This window comes from Pseudarthrobacter oxydans (assembly GCF_034258515.1).
In the GTDB taxonomy this organism is placed as follows: Bacteria; Actinomycetota; Actinomycetes; order Actinomycetales; family Micrococcaceae; genus Arthrobacter.
The window spans coordinates 1,041,047-1,057,399 of record NZ_CP139438.1 but is presented as its reverse complement, the minus strand read 5'-3'; the positions used below and the strand labels follow the sequence as shown (position 1 = coordinate 1,057,399).

The following is a 16,353-nucleotide window of genomic DNA, read 5'->3' as shown; positions in this document are numbered from 1 at the left end:
ACAGCATCCTCCTCACCTGGCGCCAGCGCCGTGCAGAGGTGGCCCGGACCGGCGCCTCGTTCCGTGGAAACGGGGTGAATGACCCCGTTAACGCAGACGCTATTCCTCCGGCTGCGGGCAGTCAATATGCCGAAATACCCAATGTCAGGAGCCCTTGGAGCGGCGGGCCAAGGCCGTTCGGCCCTAGCGATGTCCGGCGGCTCGGCCCACGCTGGATCAGGAAGGCATGGGGGCAAAACGCCCGCGGGTCCTGCGTCGAGCCTTTACCGGGCCGGGGCTCCGGGCACCTCCAGGAATGTCCGTTGCACGACCACGGCTCACCCGGCAAGGAGGCGCAGCCATGACGTACATCAGCGATCTGGGCGACGTGGGGCGCGGCGATGTTGCCGTGGCCGGCGGCAAGGCCGTGGGGCTCGGCGGCCTCATCCAGGCCGGGTTGCCGGTCCCGCCGGGGTTTGTCCTGACCACCGCCGCGTACTCGGAGTTCGTCACGGCGAACACCCTCGGCGCGGCCATCCAGGACCTGGCCGCCCTGCCACCGCAGGCTTCGCCGCAGGACTACGAAACCGCCTCGGAGCGGATCCGCGGCCTGTTCCGGAACGGCACCATGCCGGCCGGGATCGCGGCCAGGCTCGGCGCCGCCTACGAGCGCCTGGGCGGCGGGGACACCGCAGTGTCGGTGCGGTCCTCCGCCACCGCCGAGGACCTCGAATCGGCCAGTTTCGCCGGGCAGCAGGAAAGCTACCTGAACGTCCGCGGCGCGGCGGCACTGACGGAGGCCGTCATCAACTGCTGGGCCTCCCTCTGGACGGCGCGCGCCATGGCCTACCGCGCCCGCGAAGGCGTGCGGGCCGACCAGGTGCGCCTCGCCGTCGTGGTCCAGCAGATGGTGGAGGCCGAGGCCGCGGGGGTGATGTTCACCGCCAACCCCGCAAACGGGCGGCGCGACCAGGCGGTGATCAGCGCCGCGTGGGGGCTGGGCGAGGCCGTGGTCAGCGGGACGGTCACCACGGACGACCTCGTGGTGGACGCCGGGACGGGCGCGGTGGTGTCGCGGCAGACGGCGGACAAAGAAATCATGACCGTCTCCGTGGAGGACGGAACCCGGGAGGAACCGGTGGCGGCAGCCCGCCGTCGTGCGCCCGTCCTGGACGACCAGGAGGCGGCCGAACTGGCCCGCTACGGACAGCGGATCGCGGAACATTTCGGGGTGCCGCAGGACATCGAGTGGGCGCGGGCCGGCGGCCGGTTCTACCTGCTGCAGTCCCGCCCCATCACGGCCCTGCCCGAACCCGCCGCGGAAACCCCGGAGACCTGGCCGCTGCCGTATCCGAAGGGCCTCTACTTCCGCGCGAGCATCGTGGAACAGCTCCCCGACCCGCTCTCCCCGCTCTTTGCCGACCTGATTGACGGCTCGGTATCGCGCTCGCTGCGGGCCCTCATGGCGGAAGCGACCGGCAAGGACGTCCTCCGCGAGGGCGACATTCACCTGCCCACCATCAACGGCTACGCCTATTACTACTACCGCACCTCCGGCATGTGGCGCCTGACGGGCAGGCTGTTCACGGCACTGGGCGCGCTGGCCCGCGGCAAAGGGCACATGGGCATTGCGGGCTGGCGCGAATACTCGCATCCGCGCTACGAACGGGTGATCAAGGACTGGTCCGTGACGCCGCCGGCCGACCTCCCCGGGGAGGAACTGCTGGCGGGGGCGCAGGCCCTCCTGGACGCCGGAACCGTGTACTACACGGCCGTGCAGTCCATCATTCCGCTCGCCACCATGAGCGAAATCTCCTTCCGGGCCTTCTACGACAAGGTCCTCCGGCGCGACGGCGATCCGCCGGCCCAGACCTTCCTCCTGGGCTTCGACAGCGAGCCCATCCGGGCGGAAAAGTCCCTGTACGACCTGGCCGGCTGGGCCCGCAGCGATCCCGGACTGGCGGCGGCCCTGCTGGAACGGCCGACGGCGGTGCTCGCCGAGTGCCAGCGCACCGGCTCCGCGCCCGAGGGTGTGGACGACGTCCTGTGGCAGGAATGGCGGTTCACGTTCAGGGAGCACCTGGACCGGTTTGGCCACGCCGTCTACAACCTGGATTTCGCCACCCCGGTGCCGGCCGACGATCCCTCCGCCCAGCTGGAGACCGTGAAGTTCTACCTGCGCGGGCAAGGCACCGACCCGCACGAGCGGCAGCAGCTGCTGACCGAGCGCCGGGAGGAACTGACCAAGCAGATGGAAGGCAGGCTGGGACCGCGCCGCCGGGCCGTGTTCCGCCGGCTGCTGGGGTGGGCGCAGGAGACCGCGCCCATCCGTGAGGACGCGCTGGCCGACGTCGGACTCGCCTGGCCGCTGCTGCGGCGGATGCTGCTGGAACTGGGCCGGCGGCTGGTGGAATCGGGCGTCATCGCCGCGCCGGACGACGTGTTCTGGCTGCGGTTCCAGGAACTGCGGAGCGCCGTCGAGTTCGGCCTCGCCGAACCGGAAGCCCGCGGGGGCGCTGCAATCGCCGGGGCCGGGCGGCCCGTGCGCGCCGCTGCCGTGGAGGAGCGCAGGATGCTGTGGCGGGGCCAGGTGAAGGCTGCCGCGCCGCAGATGCTGCCGGAGCGCCGGTGGATGGACAAAGCCTTCGGTTCCATGATGCCGGCAGGCTCCCAGCACCAGCCCGGTGATGTGATCAAGGGTGCCGGGGCGAGCTCCGGCCGGGTCACCGCGCCGGCCCGCGTGCTGAGGGGTCCGCAGGATTTCGCCCTCATGCAGCCCGGCGAGGTGCTGGTGGCCCGCATCACCACACCCGCGTGGACGCCGCTGTTCGCGATGGCCTCAGGTGTGGTGACGGACGTCGGCGGCCCGCTCAGCCACAGCTCCATCGTGGCCCGCGAGTACGGCATCCCGGCCGTGCTCGGCACCGGGGTTGCCACGCAGCGGCTTGCCGGCGGCCCGCGGGTCAGCGTGGACGGGGACGCGGGGACGGTCACGATCGAGGACCATGCCGGTCCGGGGGTTCCCCGAAGCTGAGCGGTTACTCCCCCATGCCGGGATGCACGGGAACAAAATCGACTTTGTTGCCGGAGTTCTGCCGGCTGGCGGACGTCCTGGAGAACCCCCGCGCGTCGAGGCCGTTCTTCGCGCGGAATTCCGCGAGGGCTGCGTCGTAGGCATTGTTGAGGGTCTGCCCTGAGAACTCACCGGTGCTGCCGTCGGTGAAGGCGATCCTGATGCGGACGCTGTTGGGGTAGTGCCGGTTCATCCGGATGAAGCCGTCTGCGTCCTGCTGGAGAGTAATCAAGGGAATCCGCTTTCGTGGTGGGTGCAGCTTCCAGTCTGGCGCAGATTCACTCCGCGCAGGTACCGGCCATGCAGTAAAGAGTGGCTGGGAGGCGCATAGTTGAAGAATGACAGGTCCTTACACCCGGGGCGATTCCTTCACCAGCGAGGCTTCCCGGAAACACATCAGGCGGGCGCTCGGAGACTACGGGGCAACGGACGTTCTTTTCACCCAACGTGGGAACCATAGTGCCATTGCCTTCAAGGGCGGCGGGCGGCAATTCCGGATTGTCCTGCCGCTGTTGCAGTCCGAAGGCCCCCTGGTTATCCGCGGGGACATCGCCGACGGCCCGCTTCACGAGGCGAACGCAAAGGTCCTCGAACGCGCCAACCGCAAGTCCTGGCATGCCCTGGCACTGGCCATCGACGCCAAACTCGCGGCGGCGGCGGCAGGCATTGCCACCCTTGAATCCGAATTCCTGGCCCACGTGGTTCTGCCGGGAAACAAGACCGTGCTCGACGAGCTCGGCCCCGTCATCGACTCTGCCTACCGGTCCGGCCGGCGTCCGTCCTTCGGCGGTCCAGCACACGCTTAGGGCAACCGCCCTGATCCGTCAGATGGTGGATAGGGCGCCCTTGGCGCTTTCCACCAGGACATGGGTCCCCGCCTGGACATAGACCACTTCGCCGTCAATCTGGCAGGGTACGGCGTCCCGCGTCGTGAAGGCGTAACTGCTGACGCTGGGCTGGTGCCCAAGCCCCAGCGTGACGGCCCGAAGGGTCATGAGCGCCATCCTCATAAGCCCGGCATGGGGCAGCGTCACCACCTCGAACCGGCCATCGTCCGGAGAGTGCGACTCGCTGACCGTTCCATATTTGGCCATGCGCGAGACGTTGGCCAGGATCAGGCTGTCGAACTTCGCGGTGGCGCCGTCGGCCCGCACCAGCTCAAACGGTCTCAGGCCCGAAAGCGTCCGGGCAACGGAGATGAGTTCCAGGACTTTCCCTTTTCCACCCTTTTCGATCCCGATGGCCATCAGCGGCGTGAGCCCGAACCCCACATAGGAGTGCGCGTACCGGACCTGCTCCCGGTGCATCCCCCGGAAGGTCACGCGCAACAGGTCGATGCGGCGGACGCTGCCCTCACGGATGGCCTCGGTGAGCGGCCGGACCTGCATGCTCCTGTGGTGATCGTTGGCGTTGCCTGCCGGGAGCACAGTGCACACCGCCTTGCTGGCGGGCACGTCCATCACCCCGTTGACCACCTCGTTATAACCGCCGTCGCCGCTGACCGAGACGATGAGCGGTTCTCCGCTTCCGGCCGCTGACCGTGCCAGGTCCCGGGCGTGCCCCGCGAACTCCGTGGGCAGCAGGACCACCTGCAGGCCCGGAAGGTTCGTGGCAAGCTCCTCCTGCAGTGAATCGATCCGCGCGGCCATCCCGGCCCTCGTCGGATTGAAAATGAGGACGACCCGGTCAAAGGCCGGTGCCCGGTCGTCAGCCATCGTGCCCATCCTCCGGTGCCCTTTGTTGCCTTGGTGCGGTCAGCTCCAGCCTATCCGTGGATACCCCCGTCCTGAAGTTGACCGTGCCGCCGTCGTCCGCGGGGCCCTGCCGGACAGCCCCCGGACTGGCCCGGGCAACAGCTACCCCTCGCAGGCCACCCCGTCGGAATCCCCGTCGAGCCCGGACCTGTAGCCTGGCGAACCGGCGTACAGAGGGGCCGCTCCGGCAGCCACCACCTCGGCGCAGTTGGCGTAATAGACCGCGGCAGGAGCGGCGGGTTCGACGGCGGCGGGCGCCACCTGCCCGGGGCACCCGGCAAGGATGCCCGCGATCGCGTCGTGCTCGGCCTGCGTCACCCACAGGCTGTACCGTGCCTTGACCGAGACCTGCCGGGCGACGTACTCGCACCGGAAGCCCTTGTTCGCGGGCAGCCAGGTGGCGGCGTCGCCGTCGCCCTTTTGCTGGTTGGTGGGGCCGTCCGTTGCCTGCAGGTTCAGCGGATCGTTGGCGAACGCCGTCCGCTGCTCCGTGGTCAGCTGCTGCGCGCCCTTCTGCCAGGCGTCGCTGAGCGCCACCACGTGGTCGATCTGCACGGCACTGCTGGTGGTGGTGCCGCGGACGAAGCTGATGGTTGTGCCCGTGTACGGGTCCGCCAGGATGCCGGTCTTGACCGTGCAGGGGACGCTGGTGGTGTAGGTGACCTCGGTCAGGTCCCGCCGCAGGATGTCGTTCCGGGTATCGCAGCCGTTCTGGTCCACGTCCGCCCACGTCGGGCCAAACAGTGCCCGCTCGTATCCGGTCTTGGGCGCGCGGCCCTTCACGGGGAGGGTGGCCAGCAGGTCCGCTGCCTCAACGGCGGCCGACGGCCCGGCCGCCTGCGTTGCGGTGCTGTCCAGGGTGTCGGCAGCTGCCGGGGCACCCCCGGTGAGCAGGGCAAGGACGGCGGCAAGTACGACGGCGGCCGCCGCGCGGGTGCCGGACGCAGGCATGGTTTCAGGCAAGGACGTGGTGATGGACATGCGGTTCCCCAGGTTGTGTGCACGACAGGTTCCGGCGCACAGGCATCATGGCCGTGTTTTGCGCCGAGGAAGAGCCTATGGCCCGCTGTGAACCGGAAAGGTGCGTTTTGGTGGAACTGGGGAAATTCTTAAGGACTCCTGCGCCAACCCTGCGCCGCGGCCGGCGCGGGGCTGGCGTCATTCCTCACCCGAACAGCGCAGCCACCCGGGTCAGGGTCTGGTAGATCCCGTAGGCCAGCGGGACGCCCACCAGTGCCCAGGCGATGGCGAGTTTGCCGACCGATACTTTGGCGGGCGCCTGCGCGCCGGGGGTGTGTGCAGTGCTCATCTCAGGCCTCCATGGCAGGTTCGTGTGCCCGTCCGCGGTCGGGGCGGGGTTCGTGGAATCGTGCGTCCACCGGCTTGACCATCAGGTTGGCCAGGAAGCCGACCACCAGCAGCGCCACCATGGTCAGCAGCGCCGGCTGGTAGGACGCGGCGTCCAACTGGCCGGGCTTGCCCTGGGCATCCAGGAACGCGTTGACGATCAGCGGCCCGGCCACTCCGGCGGCGGACCAGGCGGTCAGCAGCCGGCCGTGGATGGCCCCCACCTGGAACGTCCCGAAGAGGTCCCGCAGGTAGGCCGGAACGGTGGCGAAGCCGCCGCCGTAGAACGAAATGATGACGAAGGCGAGCGCCACGTAGAGGAACGTGGTGCTGGACCCGGCCAGCGCCAGCACCGTGTACAGGACGGCGCCGACGCCGAGGTACACCATATAGATGCGCTTGCGGCCGGTGACGTCGGAGGTGGCGGACCAGGCGAAACGCCCCGCCATGTTGCCGATGGACAGGAGCCCCACAAAGCCGGCGGCGACGGCGGCACTCACCAGGGACACGCCGTCGGACTGGCGGAAGAAGTCCTGGATCATGGGCGCGGCCTGCTCCAGGATGCCGATGCCCGCGGTGACGTTGCAGAACAGCGCGATCCACAGCAGCCAGAACTGGCGCGTCTTCACGGCATTCTTCGCCGAGACGTTCTCCGTGGTGACCAGCTTGGCGGCCTTGACCTTGGCGGGGTCGAACCCTGCCGGCTTCCATCCGTCGGCGGGGACCTTGATGGTGAAAGCGCCGAAGAGCATGTACGCAAGGTAGACGACGGCGAGGGTCAGGAACAGCTTGCCCACGGCATCGCCGCTGGCCACCCAGTCCTTGGCGCCGGAGTTGGGATCGTACATCTTGAGCAGCGCCGTGGAGACGGGACTGGCGATCAGCGCGCCGCCGCCGAAGCCCATGATGGCCATGCCGGTGGCGAGGCCGGGCCGGTCCGGGAACCACTTGATCAGGGTGGACACGGGCGAGATGTAGCCGATGCCCAGGCCGATGCCGCCGATGAAGCCGTAACCGAGGTACACGAGCCACAGCTGGTGGGTGAAGATGCCGAGCGAGCCGATCAGGAAGCCGCCGGCCCAGAACATGGCCGAGGTGAACATCGCCTTGCGCGGGCCGTTCTTGTCCACCCACGTGCCCATGATCGCGGCCGAGAGGCCCAGCATCACGATGGCGATGGAGAAGATCACGCCGATCTCGGTCAGGCTGGCGCCGAAGTGCTTGACCAGGGCGGTCTTGTACACGCTCGTGGCGTAGGCCTGCCCGATGCAGAGGTGGACCGCGAGCGCGGCGGGGGGCACCAGCCAGCGGTTGAATCCCGGCGGGGCAACAGTTCGTTCTCGGTCCAGCCAGCCCATAGATATTCCCTTTGCTTGTTCGACGACGTCGATGTCTGTTCGCTGCCGCAGCGCATACCCCTCCAGAGGCGAAAGTCCCTCTTATAGCGCTGTGGCCTCCGGCAATCATGAGGCAAATCGTCAGCAAACGTATGATTCTTGCGCCGAGCGGCGGCAAATCCGCGGTGAGCGGCGGCCGGCTTTGTGCCCGCCGGTTGCGCCGGGACAGCGGGAGGCGGGTTCCGGGCGGCAGCAGCTTCACCGAAGCCGCCGCCCCGCCCCTACCGGTCCGTTTTGACCACCGTGAACAGCACCGCCGAGTCCTCCTCGGCCTCAAGGCTGTGCAGCCCATTCGGGACAATCAGGAGATCCCCGGCCTTGCCCTGCCAGGCTTCACCACCGGACTTCAGCCAGACCGATCCCCTGATCACGTAGACCGTGGCCTCGCCGGGATTCTGGTGCTCGCTCAGCTGCGTGCCGGCACGGAAGGCCATGACCGTCTGGCGCAGCTTTTTCTCATGTCCGCCGAACGCCGTGTCCGCCGCCCGCCCGCTGGGAGCCGCCACCGCTGCTTCGAGCTGCTGGCGGGCCAGGGCATCAATCGATATCTTCTGCATGCGGACACCGTACCCACCACGGAGAGGCAGTGCCAGAGGCCAGCGTCCCGAGCTCCGCCTGAGGAAGCTCGTCCGCCAACTTGCCCTACAGCTTCGGGATGAGGACCGGGGTGTTTTTCTTGTAGGCCTCGTACTCGGGCTCGCCGCCCCATTTCCGGTCGGCCTTCTTCTCCAGCAGCGGGATGCCGCTGCCCTTGATCAGGAGCAGCGCCACGAAGAGCGGAGACAGCAGGGCCAGCCATTGCCAGCCCTGCAGTACCGGAACGGCGATCAGGAGCACGCCGGTCCAGAGCACAATCTCGCCGAAGTAGTTGGGGTGCCGGGACTTGGACCACAGTCCGGTGGAGATGAAGCGGCCCTTATTGGCCGGATCAGCCTTGAACCGGCCCTTCTGGTTGTCCGCCACAGCCTCGATGCCGAAGCCACCAGCCCACACCAGGAAGCCCGCCAGCGCCCACCCGTCGAGCGCCACCCGGGCAACGGATGTAATGGCAATCCAGGCAGCAGCCGCGGTGAGGACCACCCACAGCCCCTGCACTGTCCAGGTGTTCAGGAACCGGATGAACGATGGCTTGATCTCATCGAACCGGTCATCCTTGCCGTGCTTGCTGACGCGGCGGAACAGGAAGCTCCCCAGCCTTACGGCCCACGCCACCACCATGGCCGCCAGCAGCAGCCCCCGCGCGTCCACACCCGGGGTCAGCACAACCAGGAGCAGGGTGATGGAGATGTAGGTCAGGGCGCCGGTGAGGTCGTAGTACTTCTCGGTCTGCGCCTTGAACGCCGGGATAAAGGCCAGCCACTGGATAAGGAACGCCGCCGCCACCCCCAGCGCAAAGAGGGGGAACCCGCCCACGGTGGCACCACCCTGGCTGCCAGCGAAGGCGACAAGCGCCCCCACCAGCACCGCGACCACAAAAATGATGAGCGCCTTACGGTCCGAATCCTTCATCAGGGCATTCCTTTCCCAAGCCGGGACGGCAGCCACGCGGTCCCGGCGCACTCCGCTTCTTCAAACTGATTTGATTACAAGGTTATCTAATTACTATATAGACTAGCGAAGATGGGAGGAACCATGAGCACACCGTCGTACCATCCGGCCGCCGTCGCCCTCCACGCTGTTCTGGCGCTGGCCAACGAGACTGAACGCGAAGTGGCGGACAGGTTGGGGCTCAACCTCACCGACTACCGCGCCCTCTCCACACTGTCCCAGTCCGGACCCATGACGGTGGGAAACCTCGCTCTGAAGCTGGGCGCCACGGCCGCCACCACCACCGCGATCGTCAGCCGGCTGCAAAGCCGCGGCTACGCGGAACGCCTCCGCGGCGAAGGGGACCGCCGCCATGTCCACGTCAGTGCCACCGCCGCCGCCTCCCGGGACATCATGAACCTGATGCGGCCCCTCATGGATGCCACCAACCGGCACCTCGAATCCCTGCCTGCCGCCCAGCAGGACGCCGTGGCCGGGTTCCTCCACACCGCCCGGCACCTCATGCAGAACCACCTGAATACCCTTTCGACAAAGGACACCGCTTGAGAGAGTTCTCCACCCCGCTGCTGGTTGAACCGTCCAGCCACCGGAACGCCACGGAACTGCTGATGCAGCGGTTCAGGACGTCCCCGGACCATGTTGCCTTCGAGGTGCGGGCCCCGGAGGGCGCCATCACGGATCCGTGGCGCCAGGTGACCACGCGGCAGTTCGTCGAGGAGGTGCGCGCCCTGGCCAAGGGCCTCATCGCCGCCGGCCTGCAGCCCGGCGAGTCCCTCGCCATCATGTCGCCCACCCGGTATGAATGGGCAGTGGCGGACATGGCAGCGTGGTTCGCCGCCGCCGTCGTGGTCCCCGTCTATGAAACCTCCGCCCTGCCCCAGGTGGCCGCGGTCCTCGACGACGCCGCCGTGCGCCTGGCCGTCGCCGGCACCGCCGGGCACGCCCTCCTGTTGGAACAGGGCTTTGAACAGGCCGGGCGGACAAACCTGGGCGTCTGGACCATGGACGCACGTCCCGGCGCGGACCTTGCCGAGCTGAAACTGCGCGGCGCCGCCATCCCGGACAGCACCGTTGAGGAGCGGCGCCTGCTGCCGGACCTGAACGCCGTGGCCACCATCGTCTACACCTCCGGCACCACCGCCGCGCCCAAGGGCGCCCTGATCACCCACGGCAATTTCGTGGGCCAGGTGCTCAACGTGGGCGCCGCCTATACGGGCGTGGTCCGCGAAGGCGGCAACACCGTCATCTTCCTGCCCATGGCCCACGTGCTGGCCCGCGGCCTGCAGCTGATCTGCCTGGCCAACGGCATGCGCATCGCCCACCTGTCCGATCCCAAGGACGTGGTGCCCGCCCTCGGGGTCCTGAAGCCCACCTTCCTGGTGGTGGTCCCCCGGGTGCTGCAGAAAATCCTGGCGTCCGCTGCCGGCGCAGCGGCCCGGAAACGCCTTGGGCTGGTATGGGCTGCGGCGCAGCAGACCGCTGTGGAGTGGGGCCGGTTCGCTGAAGCGCACGACGCCGACCCGTCCTTGCGCGCCCCGTTCGGCCTGCGTGCGCGGCACGCAGTGTTCGACCGCGCGTTCTACGCCCGGCTCCGCGCTTTGATGGGTGGCCGTTTGGACTACCTGCTGTCCGGCGCCGCCGCACTGGACGCCGAGCTGTCCCTGTTCTTCCGTGGCCTTGGCCTGCCCGTCATCGAGGGCTACGGCCTCACGGAGACCACCGCGCCGCTGACCGGGAATATGCCGGACGCCATCGGCGCCGGCACGGTGGGCGTCCCGATGCCGGGAACCACCGTGCGCATCTCGGACCGCGGCGAGGTACTGGCCCGCGGCGTGGGCGTGTTCGCCGGCTACCGCAGGCCGGCGGACAACCAGGGCGTGTTCACGGAGGGGTACTTCCACACAGGAGACCTCGGCGAACTCGATGAGCTGGGACGGCTGACCCTCAAGGGCAGGATCAAGGACGTGATTGTCACCGCCGGCGGGAAGACCATCACCCCCGCCATCTGGGAAGGCTACGTGGAGGGCGATCCGCTGGTGGCCCACGCCGTCATGGTGGGCGAGGGCAAACCGTACCTGGGCGGCCTGGTGCTGCTGGACCCCGAGTCGGTCACGGCGTGGGCCGAGCGCGAGGGCATCAACGATCTCGCCGGGCTGCGGATCCCGGACGACGGAGGCGCCGTCCAGATAGAGGACGCGCGCCTCCTCAGCACCATCGGCAAGGCGGTCAGTGCCGCCAACGCAAAGCTGGCCCGCTCCGAGCAGGTGCGCAAGTTCGTGCTGCTCCTGGCCGACCTCAGCGAGGCCAACGGAATGGTCACGTCCACCATGAAACTCAAACGCACCGCGTTCACCGAACGCGCCCGCCACATCGTGGAGAACCTCTACGCCGAGTCAAGGAGCCAAGCATGAACACCCGGACCAAGAGATGGCTGCTGTCCTACGCGGTCACCGCCGTGATCTTCGCTGTGCTGGACCTCGTCTGGATCAGCTTCGTGGCGAGCAACCTCTACCAAAGCCAGATCGGCCACCTGATTGCCCCCAGGCCCAACGCTGCCGGAGCCGTGGCCTTTTACCTCATTTTTGTCGCAGGGATGGTGCACTACGGCGTCCGCCCCAACGACGCGCACGCAACGATGCGGCAGCGGGTCACGGGCGCGGCGCTGTTCGGCTTCTTCACCTACGCCACCTGGGCACTGACGGCGTTTGCCGTGCTCAAGGACTTCACCGCAATCGTCGCCGTAACGGACATCCTTTGGGGCGCCGCGGCCTGCAGCCTGGTCACCTGGCTGACGGCCACCGTCCTGCGCAGGTTCCTCGCGAAGAACCGCGCGTCCTAGCCTGCGTTCGGCCGGGCAGTCCGCACTGTCATCAGGACCTGGACAGGCGGACTGCCGTCAGCTTGTATTCGGGACATCCGGTCACCTCGTCCTCCACCCTGGAGGTGAGGCTATTGACCGATGCGCCGGGAAAATGGAAGCCGGCGAACACCTGGCCCGGTTCCACCTCGTCGGTGATCCTGGCCTGAAGGACCGCCGACCCGTGCCTGCTGCCCAGCCGGACCGGATCGCCGTCGTTCAGTCCCAGGGCGGCGGCATCCCCGGGCTCGATGTCCACCGTCTCGTCTGCGCTCAGGCGCAGGTTGCCGGTCCGCCGGGTCATACTTCCGGAGTTATAGTGCTCCCCCCTGCGCCCGGTGATCAGCAGGAACGGAAACTCGGCGTCGCATTGTTCGCCCGGGGGCAGGTAGTTCCTCGCTGCCAGGTGGGCCAGCCCGTCCGGGGTGGCAAACCTCTCCTGGTACAACCGGGGGGTTCCCGCCGAGTCGGCGGACCCGCACGGCCAGTGCAGAGGCCCTTCGCGGTCCAGGCGGGGGTGCGAGATACCGCCAAACAGCGGCGCCACGGCAGCGCATTCGGCCATGGCTTCAGCCGGTGTGGCGCAGCCAAGGTCCGCGCCCATCCTGCCTGCAACCGCATGCAGCACCGCAAAGTCGGTGCGGACGCCGGCCGGGGGCTCCACTGCCTGCCTTACCCGCTGGAAACGCCTGTCGAAGTTGACGAATGTGCCGTCCTTTTCCAGCCAGGCGGCCACGGGGAAGACGACGTCGGCTGCGGCGGTCGTCGCGGAGAGGAACAGGTCGTTGCAGATCACCAGCGGGCACGCCTCCAGGGCCGCCCGCACGGCCGTGCTGTCAGGGTCCGTGGTGAGAACGTCCTCGCCTATGACCCACAACGCCTGCAGCGACCCTGCCCGGGCAGCATCGAACATCTGCGGGATCCTAAGCCCTGGCAGGGGCGGCACATCGACCCGCCAGGTCCCGGCGCACCGGGCCCTGGCCGCAGGGTCCAGGACCTTCTGGTAACCCGGCAGCAGGTCCGGCAGGGCGCCCATGTCGGAAGCACCCTGAACGTTGTTCTGGCCGCGCAGCGGGTTCACCCCTCCTCCTGCACCCGGGCCCACGGCGCCCCGCAGGAGGGCAAGGTTGGACAGCGTCCGGACACCGTCCGTGCCGTGGAGGTGTTCCGTCACGCCCAGGCCGTAAAAGATGGCCGGCGCCAGCGCCTGCCCGTACAAAAGGGCCGCCTGCACGAGGTCGTCCGCCGGGACACCGGAAATCGCGGCCACCCGCTCCGGCGGGTAGTCTTCCAACAGCCCAAACAGTTCCTCGTAGCCGGTGGTATGCAGGTCCAGGAAGGCGGTGTCCACCAGGCCCTCCCTGACCAGGACGTGCGCGAGGCCGTTGAACACGGCCACATTGGTCCCCGGCCTGGGCCTGAGGTGGACGTCGGCGTACCGGGCCAGCGAGGTACGCCGCGGATCCACCACTACCAGGCGGGCGCCGTCCATGACGCGCTGGAAGATGCGGGATCCCACCACCGGGTGGGCCGCCGTCGGGTTCGCCCCCACCAGGAGGACCGCATCGCACCGCTCCAAATCGTCGAACGGGTTCGTCCCGCCGCCCAGCCCGAACGTGGCGGCCAGGCCGGCCGCGGAAGGGGCATGGCAGAGCCGGGAACAGTTGTCCACGTTGTTGGTCCCCATGACGGTCCGGGCGAATTTCTGGGCCAGGTAGTTCTCCTCGTTGGTGGCCCGGGCAGAGGAAATCAGGGCAAACCCGTCTGGTTGTCCGTCCCGGATGCTGCCGAGGCGTGCCGCCACGAACCCGACTGCCTCTGTCCAGGTTGCCGGGGTCAGCGTTCCGTTACGGCGGATCAGCGGGGTGGTGAGCCGGTCTGCGGAACCGAGGAAGCCGTGGGCAAACCGCCCTTTGACGCAGGCGTGGCCGCGATTGACCGAGCCGTCCCCGGCGGGCTTGACGGTCATGATGGTGTTGCCGCGCGTCGAGACTTCCAGGCTGCAGCCCACGCCGCAGTAACCGCAGGTGGTCAGGGTCTGCCGCTCAAGCGGCAACAGATTGAGCAGCCCCGGTTCGGACAGGGCTCCGGTGGGGCAGGTGTCCACGCACGCCCCGCAGGAGACGCAGTCGGATTCCGCCCAGGGACCGCCTGTACCCGGCGCCACCACGGTTCCGGCCCCGCGGCCAACGAGCGTCAGCGCGAACGTACCCTGGATTTCTGCACAGGCACGGACGCACCGGCCGCAGGCAATGCAGAGATCACGGTCAAGCTTGACGTAGGGGTGCGAATGGTCGACGCCCCGCTCCGGCGGCAGGACAACTCCGGACGGAGCAGCCACCCCGTACTCGGCGCATTGGCGGACCAGTTCGCTGCGGTCGGCTGGAATGTCCAGCGCCCGGGGAGGCAACCCGGCGACGATAGCCTGCAGCGCAGCACGCCGGACTTCGCGGGAGGCCTCGACGTCAATGCGCAGGCCGTCCTCGGCCGGGGTGCTGCAGGCGGCGGCCAGACCCCTGCCGTTGACGTCCACCAGGCACGTCCGGCAGGACGCCACCGTGCTGAGCCGGTCGTCGTGGCACAAAGCGGGGAGGGCCAGGCCCGCCGCACGCACCGCCTCAAGCAGGGTGGCTCCGGACGGCACCTCGACGGCCGTGCCATCAATGAACAGTTTCACTCCGGCCACCCGGCAAGTCCGTAGACGCGGGCGAGGCTCCGTACCGCGGCCGGCACGCGGCGGCCGAAGGCGCACAGGCTGCCCGCCGCCATGGTGCCCAGCACTTCGCGGCGCTCATGTTCTACTGCAGGACCATCCGGCAGCGCCGCGAGGGCACGGCCGCGCCAGGCCCCCACCCGGCAGGGCGAGCACTGCCCGCAACTCTCCTCCGCGGCGAACTGCCACAGGTTCTCCAGCACCTGCCCGCCGGTGACCCTGTCATCGAAGGCGACGATTCCCGCGTGGCCCAGCGCGGCCCCGCGCGTGGCCAGGGCCGCGTTACTCAGCGGCAGGTCGAGATCCCCTGGGCCAAGGAAGCCTCCCAGCGGGCCCCCTATCTGCAGGGCGCGCAGTATCCGGCCATCGCGGAGCCCGCCCCCGAGAACCTCCACGATCCGCCGCACCGGCGTGCCGATCTCCACCTCATATGCGCCGGGCCGGAGGAAACGCTCGGACAGGCAAGCGAGCACGGTGCCGGACTCATCCGCAGTCCCCAGCGCAGCGTAGGCGGCTCCGCCGTGCTGCACGATCCACGGGACCGCACTCAAGGTTTCAACGTTGTTGACCACAGTGGGACGGCCGCCGAGTCCGCGCGCGGTGGGAAACGGCGGCCGCGGACGTACGGTCCCGCGCAGGCCTTCGAGCCCGTTGAGCAGCGCCGTCTCCTCCCCCGAGACGTAGGACCCGGCGCCTTCAGCCACGTGGAACTCCAGGCTGGACCCGCTGCCCGCCGCATCCGGGCCGAGAAGTCCTGCGCTGCGCGCTTCAGCCACTGCCTCCCGCAGCCGGGCGGCAGCGTGCGGGTACTCGGAACGGACAAACACGATTCCCGTGGCGGCGCCGACGGCGAAGCACGCCAAGGCGAGGCCCTCAAGCACCCGGTGCGGATCCTGTTCCATCAGGAGGCGGTCGGCGTAGGAACCCGGATCGCCCTCGTCCCCGTTGGCCACCACCACTCGCGGCGCAGGGTGCTCAAGCGCTGCCCGCCATTTCGCGGCGGCGCGGAATCCGGCTCCGCCCCGGCCCCGAAGCTGCGCGACGTCGACCTCAGCCAGGACATCGCCGGGTGCTGCTGCGGCGGCGACGCCCGGCCAGACGGACCAGGGCGGCGATGCTCCGAGCAGTCCCGCGGTCACCACAGGGACCCGGGCATCGCTGGCCACCGGAATGGGTGGGGCCTCCGGCGGCACCGATCCACGCAACTGCGCTGCCAGCCCGGGCCCCGAATGCGGGACCACGCCATCCAGGGCTGCGGGACCGGAGAAGCAGTAGCCCAGGCAGCGCACTGCCTGAAGCGAGACGGATCCATCCCCGCTGCAGGTGCCGCTCTGCACCCCGAGCGCCTCTTCCACCTCGGAAACGTGCGTGCCGCCGGTGGCAGCGAAACAGGCCGCCGCAGTGCAGACCCGCACATGCCGGGACCCGCGGGGAGCTGCGAAATCGGCGAAGAAGGATGCCGGCCCCTCGACCGCTGCCGCAGGCAGGTTGAGCGTCCGGGCTATGTCCCTGGGGGTGCTGCCGGAGTTCCGGAGGGCGTCCGGGACTTCATTCACTGGCCGGCCGAAACGGGTGGCGTACCGGCGGAACGGATCGTCATTGTTCCGGTCCCTCCGGCCATCCATTGCTGCGCCCGGGGGCGCGGGGCTGGGCTCCTGCATGTCTCCAACCATGGCCGCTCCGGC

The 16,353-nt window shown here is 68.8% G+C and carries 14 protein-coding genes; 5 read left to right on the top strand and 9 right to left on the bottom strand.

Translation table 11 applies throughout. The annotated features are described in order from the left end of the window. Positions 1-340: 340 nt before the first annotated feature. A complete protein-coding gene (locus SMD14_RS04865; protein ID WP_321215519.1) occupies positions 341-3,013 on the top strand; it encodes a PEP/pyruvate-binding domain-containing protein in 2,673 nt (890 codons plus the stop codon). 4 nt (positions 3,014-3,017) lie between these two features. Here the strand turns inward: SMD14_RS04865 and SMD14_RS04860 are convergent, their stop codons facing one another. Then, entirely contained in the window at positions 3,018-3,284 is a 267-nt protein-coding gene (locus tag SMD14_RS04860; RefSeq protein ID WP_321215518.1) for a hypothetical protein, read from the bottom strand. Positions 3,285-3,390: 106 nt separating this feature from the next. Here SMD14_RS04860 and SMD14_RS04855 point away from each other — a divergent pair, with 106 nt between their 5' ends. Further along, positions 3,391-3,858 carry a hypothetical protein gene (locus SMD14_RS04855; RefSeq protein ID WP_321215517.1) on the top strand — a complete coding sequence of 156 codons (468 nt, stop codon included), beginning with the start codon at positions 3,391-3,393 and terminating at the stop codon, positions 3,856-3,858. Between the two features lie 18 nt (positions 3,859-3,876). Here the strand turns inward: SMD14_RS04855 and SMD14_RS04850 are convergent, their stop codons facing one another. The 6 genes from SMD14_RS04850 to SMD14_RS04825 all read right to left on the bottom strand — a co-directional run bounded on the left by SMD14_RS04850 (position 3,877) and on the right by SMD14_RS04825 (position 9,059). Beyond that, positions 3,877-4,767 (bottom strand): diacylglycerol kinase family protein, encoded by an 891-nt coding sequence (locus tag SMD14_RS04850; RefSeq protein WP_321215516.1) that lies wholly within the window; start codon positions 4,765-4,767, stop codon positions 3,877-3,879. Between the two features lie 141 nt (positions 4,768-4,908). Then, a complete protein-coding gene (locus SMD14_RS04845) occupies positions 4,909-5,787 on the bottom strand; it encodes a DUF1524 domain-containing protein (protein ID WP_321215515.1) in 879 nt (292 codons plus the stop codon). Between the two features lie 184 nt (positions 5,788-5,971). Then, positions 5,972-6,115, bottom strand: a complete 144-nt coding sequence (locus SMD14_RS04840; RefSeq protein ID WP_199775332.1) for a hypothetical protein — start codon at positions 6,113-6,115, stop codon at positions 5,972-5,974. Position 6,116: 1 nt separating this feature from the next. Further along, positions 6,117-7,511, bottom strand: a complete 1,395-nt coding sequence (locus SMD14_RS04835) for an OFA family MFS transporter (RefSeq protein WP_157238925.1) — start codon at positions 7,509-7,511, stop codon at positions 6,117-6,119. Between the two features lie 260 nt (positions 7,512-7,771). After that, complete coding sequence (locus SMD14_RS04830; RefSeq protein WP_157238926.1) at positions 7,772-8,107, bottom strand: cupin domain-containing protein; 336 nt, start codon at positions 8,105-8,107, stop codon at positions 7,772-7,774. An 85-nt stretch (positions 8,108-8,192) separates the two neighbouring features. Further along, a complete protein-coding gene (locus tag SMD14_RS04825) occupies positions 8,193-9,059 on the bottom strand; it encodes a DUF1295 domain-containing protein (RefSeq protein ID WP_321215514.1) in 867 nt (288 codons plus the stop codon). 123 nt (positions 9,060-9,182) lie between these two features. Here SMD14_RS04825 and SMD14_RS04820 point away from each other — a divergent pair, with 123 nt between their 5' ends. Genes SMD14_RS04820 through SMD14_RS04810 form a run of 3 tightly spaced genes read left to right on the top strand, consistent with a single transcriptional unit; the run spans position 9,183 to position 11,937 of the window. Next, positions 9,183-9,644: a MarR family transcriptional regulator gene (locus SMD14_RS04820; RefSeq protein WP_321215513.1), complete on the top strand. Its 462-nt coding sequence runs from the start codon at positions 9,183-9,185 to the stop codon at positions 9,642-9,644. Beyond that, complete coding sequence (locus SMD14_RS04815) at positions 9,641-11,509, top strand: AMP-dependent synthetase/ligase (RefSeq protein ID WP_321215512.1); 1,869 nt, start codon at positions 9,641-9,643, stop codon at positions 11,507-11,509. The genes SMD14_RS04820 and SMD14_RS04815 overlap by 4 nt, the downstream gene beginning before the upstream one ends. Continuing rightward, positions 11,506-11,937 carry a DUF2177 family protein gene (locus SMD14_RS04810; protein WP_321215511.1) on the top strand — a complete coding sequence of 144 codons (432 nt, stop codon included), beginning with the start codon at positions 11,506-11,508 and terminating at the stop codon, positions 11,935-11,937. The genes SMD14_RS04815 and SMD14_RS04810 overlap by 4 nt, the downstream gene beginning before the upstream one ends. A 31-nt stretch (positions 11,938-11,968) precedes the next feature. Here the strand turns inward: SMD14_RS04810 and fdhF are convergent, their stop codons facing one another. Together fdhF and SMD14_RS04800 are read right to left on the bottom strand one after the other, a co-directional pair. Continuing rightward, entirely contained in the window at positions 11,969-14,632 is a 2,664-nt protein-coding gene (gene fdhF, locus SMD14_RS04805; RefSeq protein ID WP_321215510.1) for a formate dehydrogenase subunit alpha, read from the bottom strand. Beyond that, positions 14,629-16,329 carry an NAD(P)H-dependent oxidoreductase subunit E gene (locus SMD14_RS04800; RefSeq protein ID WP_321215509.1) on the bottom strand — a complete coding sequence of 567 codons (1,701 nt, stop codon included), beginning with the start codon at positions 16,327-16,329 and terminating at the stop codon, positions 14,629-14,631. Before SMD14_RS04800 ends, fdhF begins: the two co-directional genes overlap by 4 nt. Between the last annotated feature and the right edge of the window lie 24 nt (positions 16,330-16,353).

Coding starts and splice junctions, on each gene's coding strand:
- SMD14_RS04865 (WP_321215519.1), top strand. CDS start 341: ATGACGTACATCAGCGATCTGGGCGACGTGGGGCGCGGCGATGTTGCC.
- SMD14_RS04855 (WP_321215517.1), top strand. CDS start 3,391: ATGACAGGTCCTTACACCCGGGGCGATTCCTTCACCAGCGAGGCTTCC.
- SMD14_RS04850 (WP_321215516.1), bottom strand. CDS start 4,767: ATGGCTGACGACCGGGCACCGGCCTTTGACCGGGTCGTCCTCATTTTC.
- SMD14_RS04845 (WP_321215515.1), bottom strand. CDS start 5,787: ATGTCCATCACCACGTCCTTGCCTGAAACCATGCCTGCGTCCGGCACC.
- SMD14_RS04840 (WP_199775332.1), bottom strand. CDS start 6,115: ATGAGCACTGCACACACCCCCGGCGCGCAGGCGCCCGCCAAAGTATCG.
- SMD14_RS04835 (WP_157238925.1), bottom strand. CDS start 7,511: ATGGGCTGGCTGGACCGAGAACGAACTGTTGCCCCGCCGGGATTCAAC.
- SMD14_RS04830 (WP_157238926.1), bottom strand. CDS start 8,107: ATGCAGAAGATATCGATTGATGCCCTGGCCCGCCAGCAGCTCGAAGCA.
- SMD14_RS04825 (WP_321215514.1), bottom strand. CDS start 9,059: ATGAAGGATTCGGACCGTAAGGCGCTCATCATTTTTGTGGTCGCGGTG.
- SMD14_RS04820 (WP_321215513.1), top strand. CDS start 9,183: ATGAGCACACCGTCGTACCATCCGGCCGCCGTCGCCCTCCACGCTGTT.
- SMD14_RS04810 (WP_321215511.1), top strand. CDS start 11,506: ATGAACACCCGGACCAAGAGATGGCTGCTGTCCTACGCGGTCACCGCC.
- SMD14_RS04800 (WP_321215509.1), bottom strand. CDS start 16,329: ATGCAGGAGCCCAGCCCCGCGCCCCCGGGCGCAGCAATGGATGGCCGG.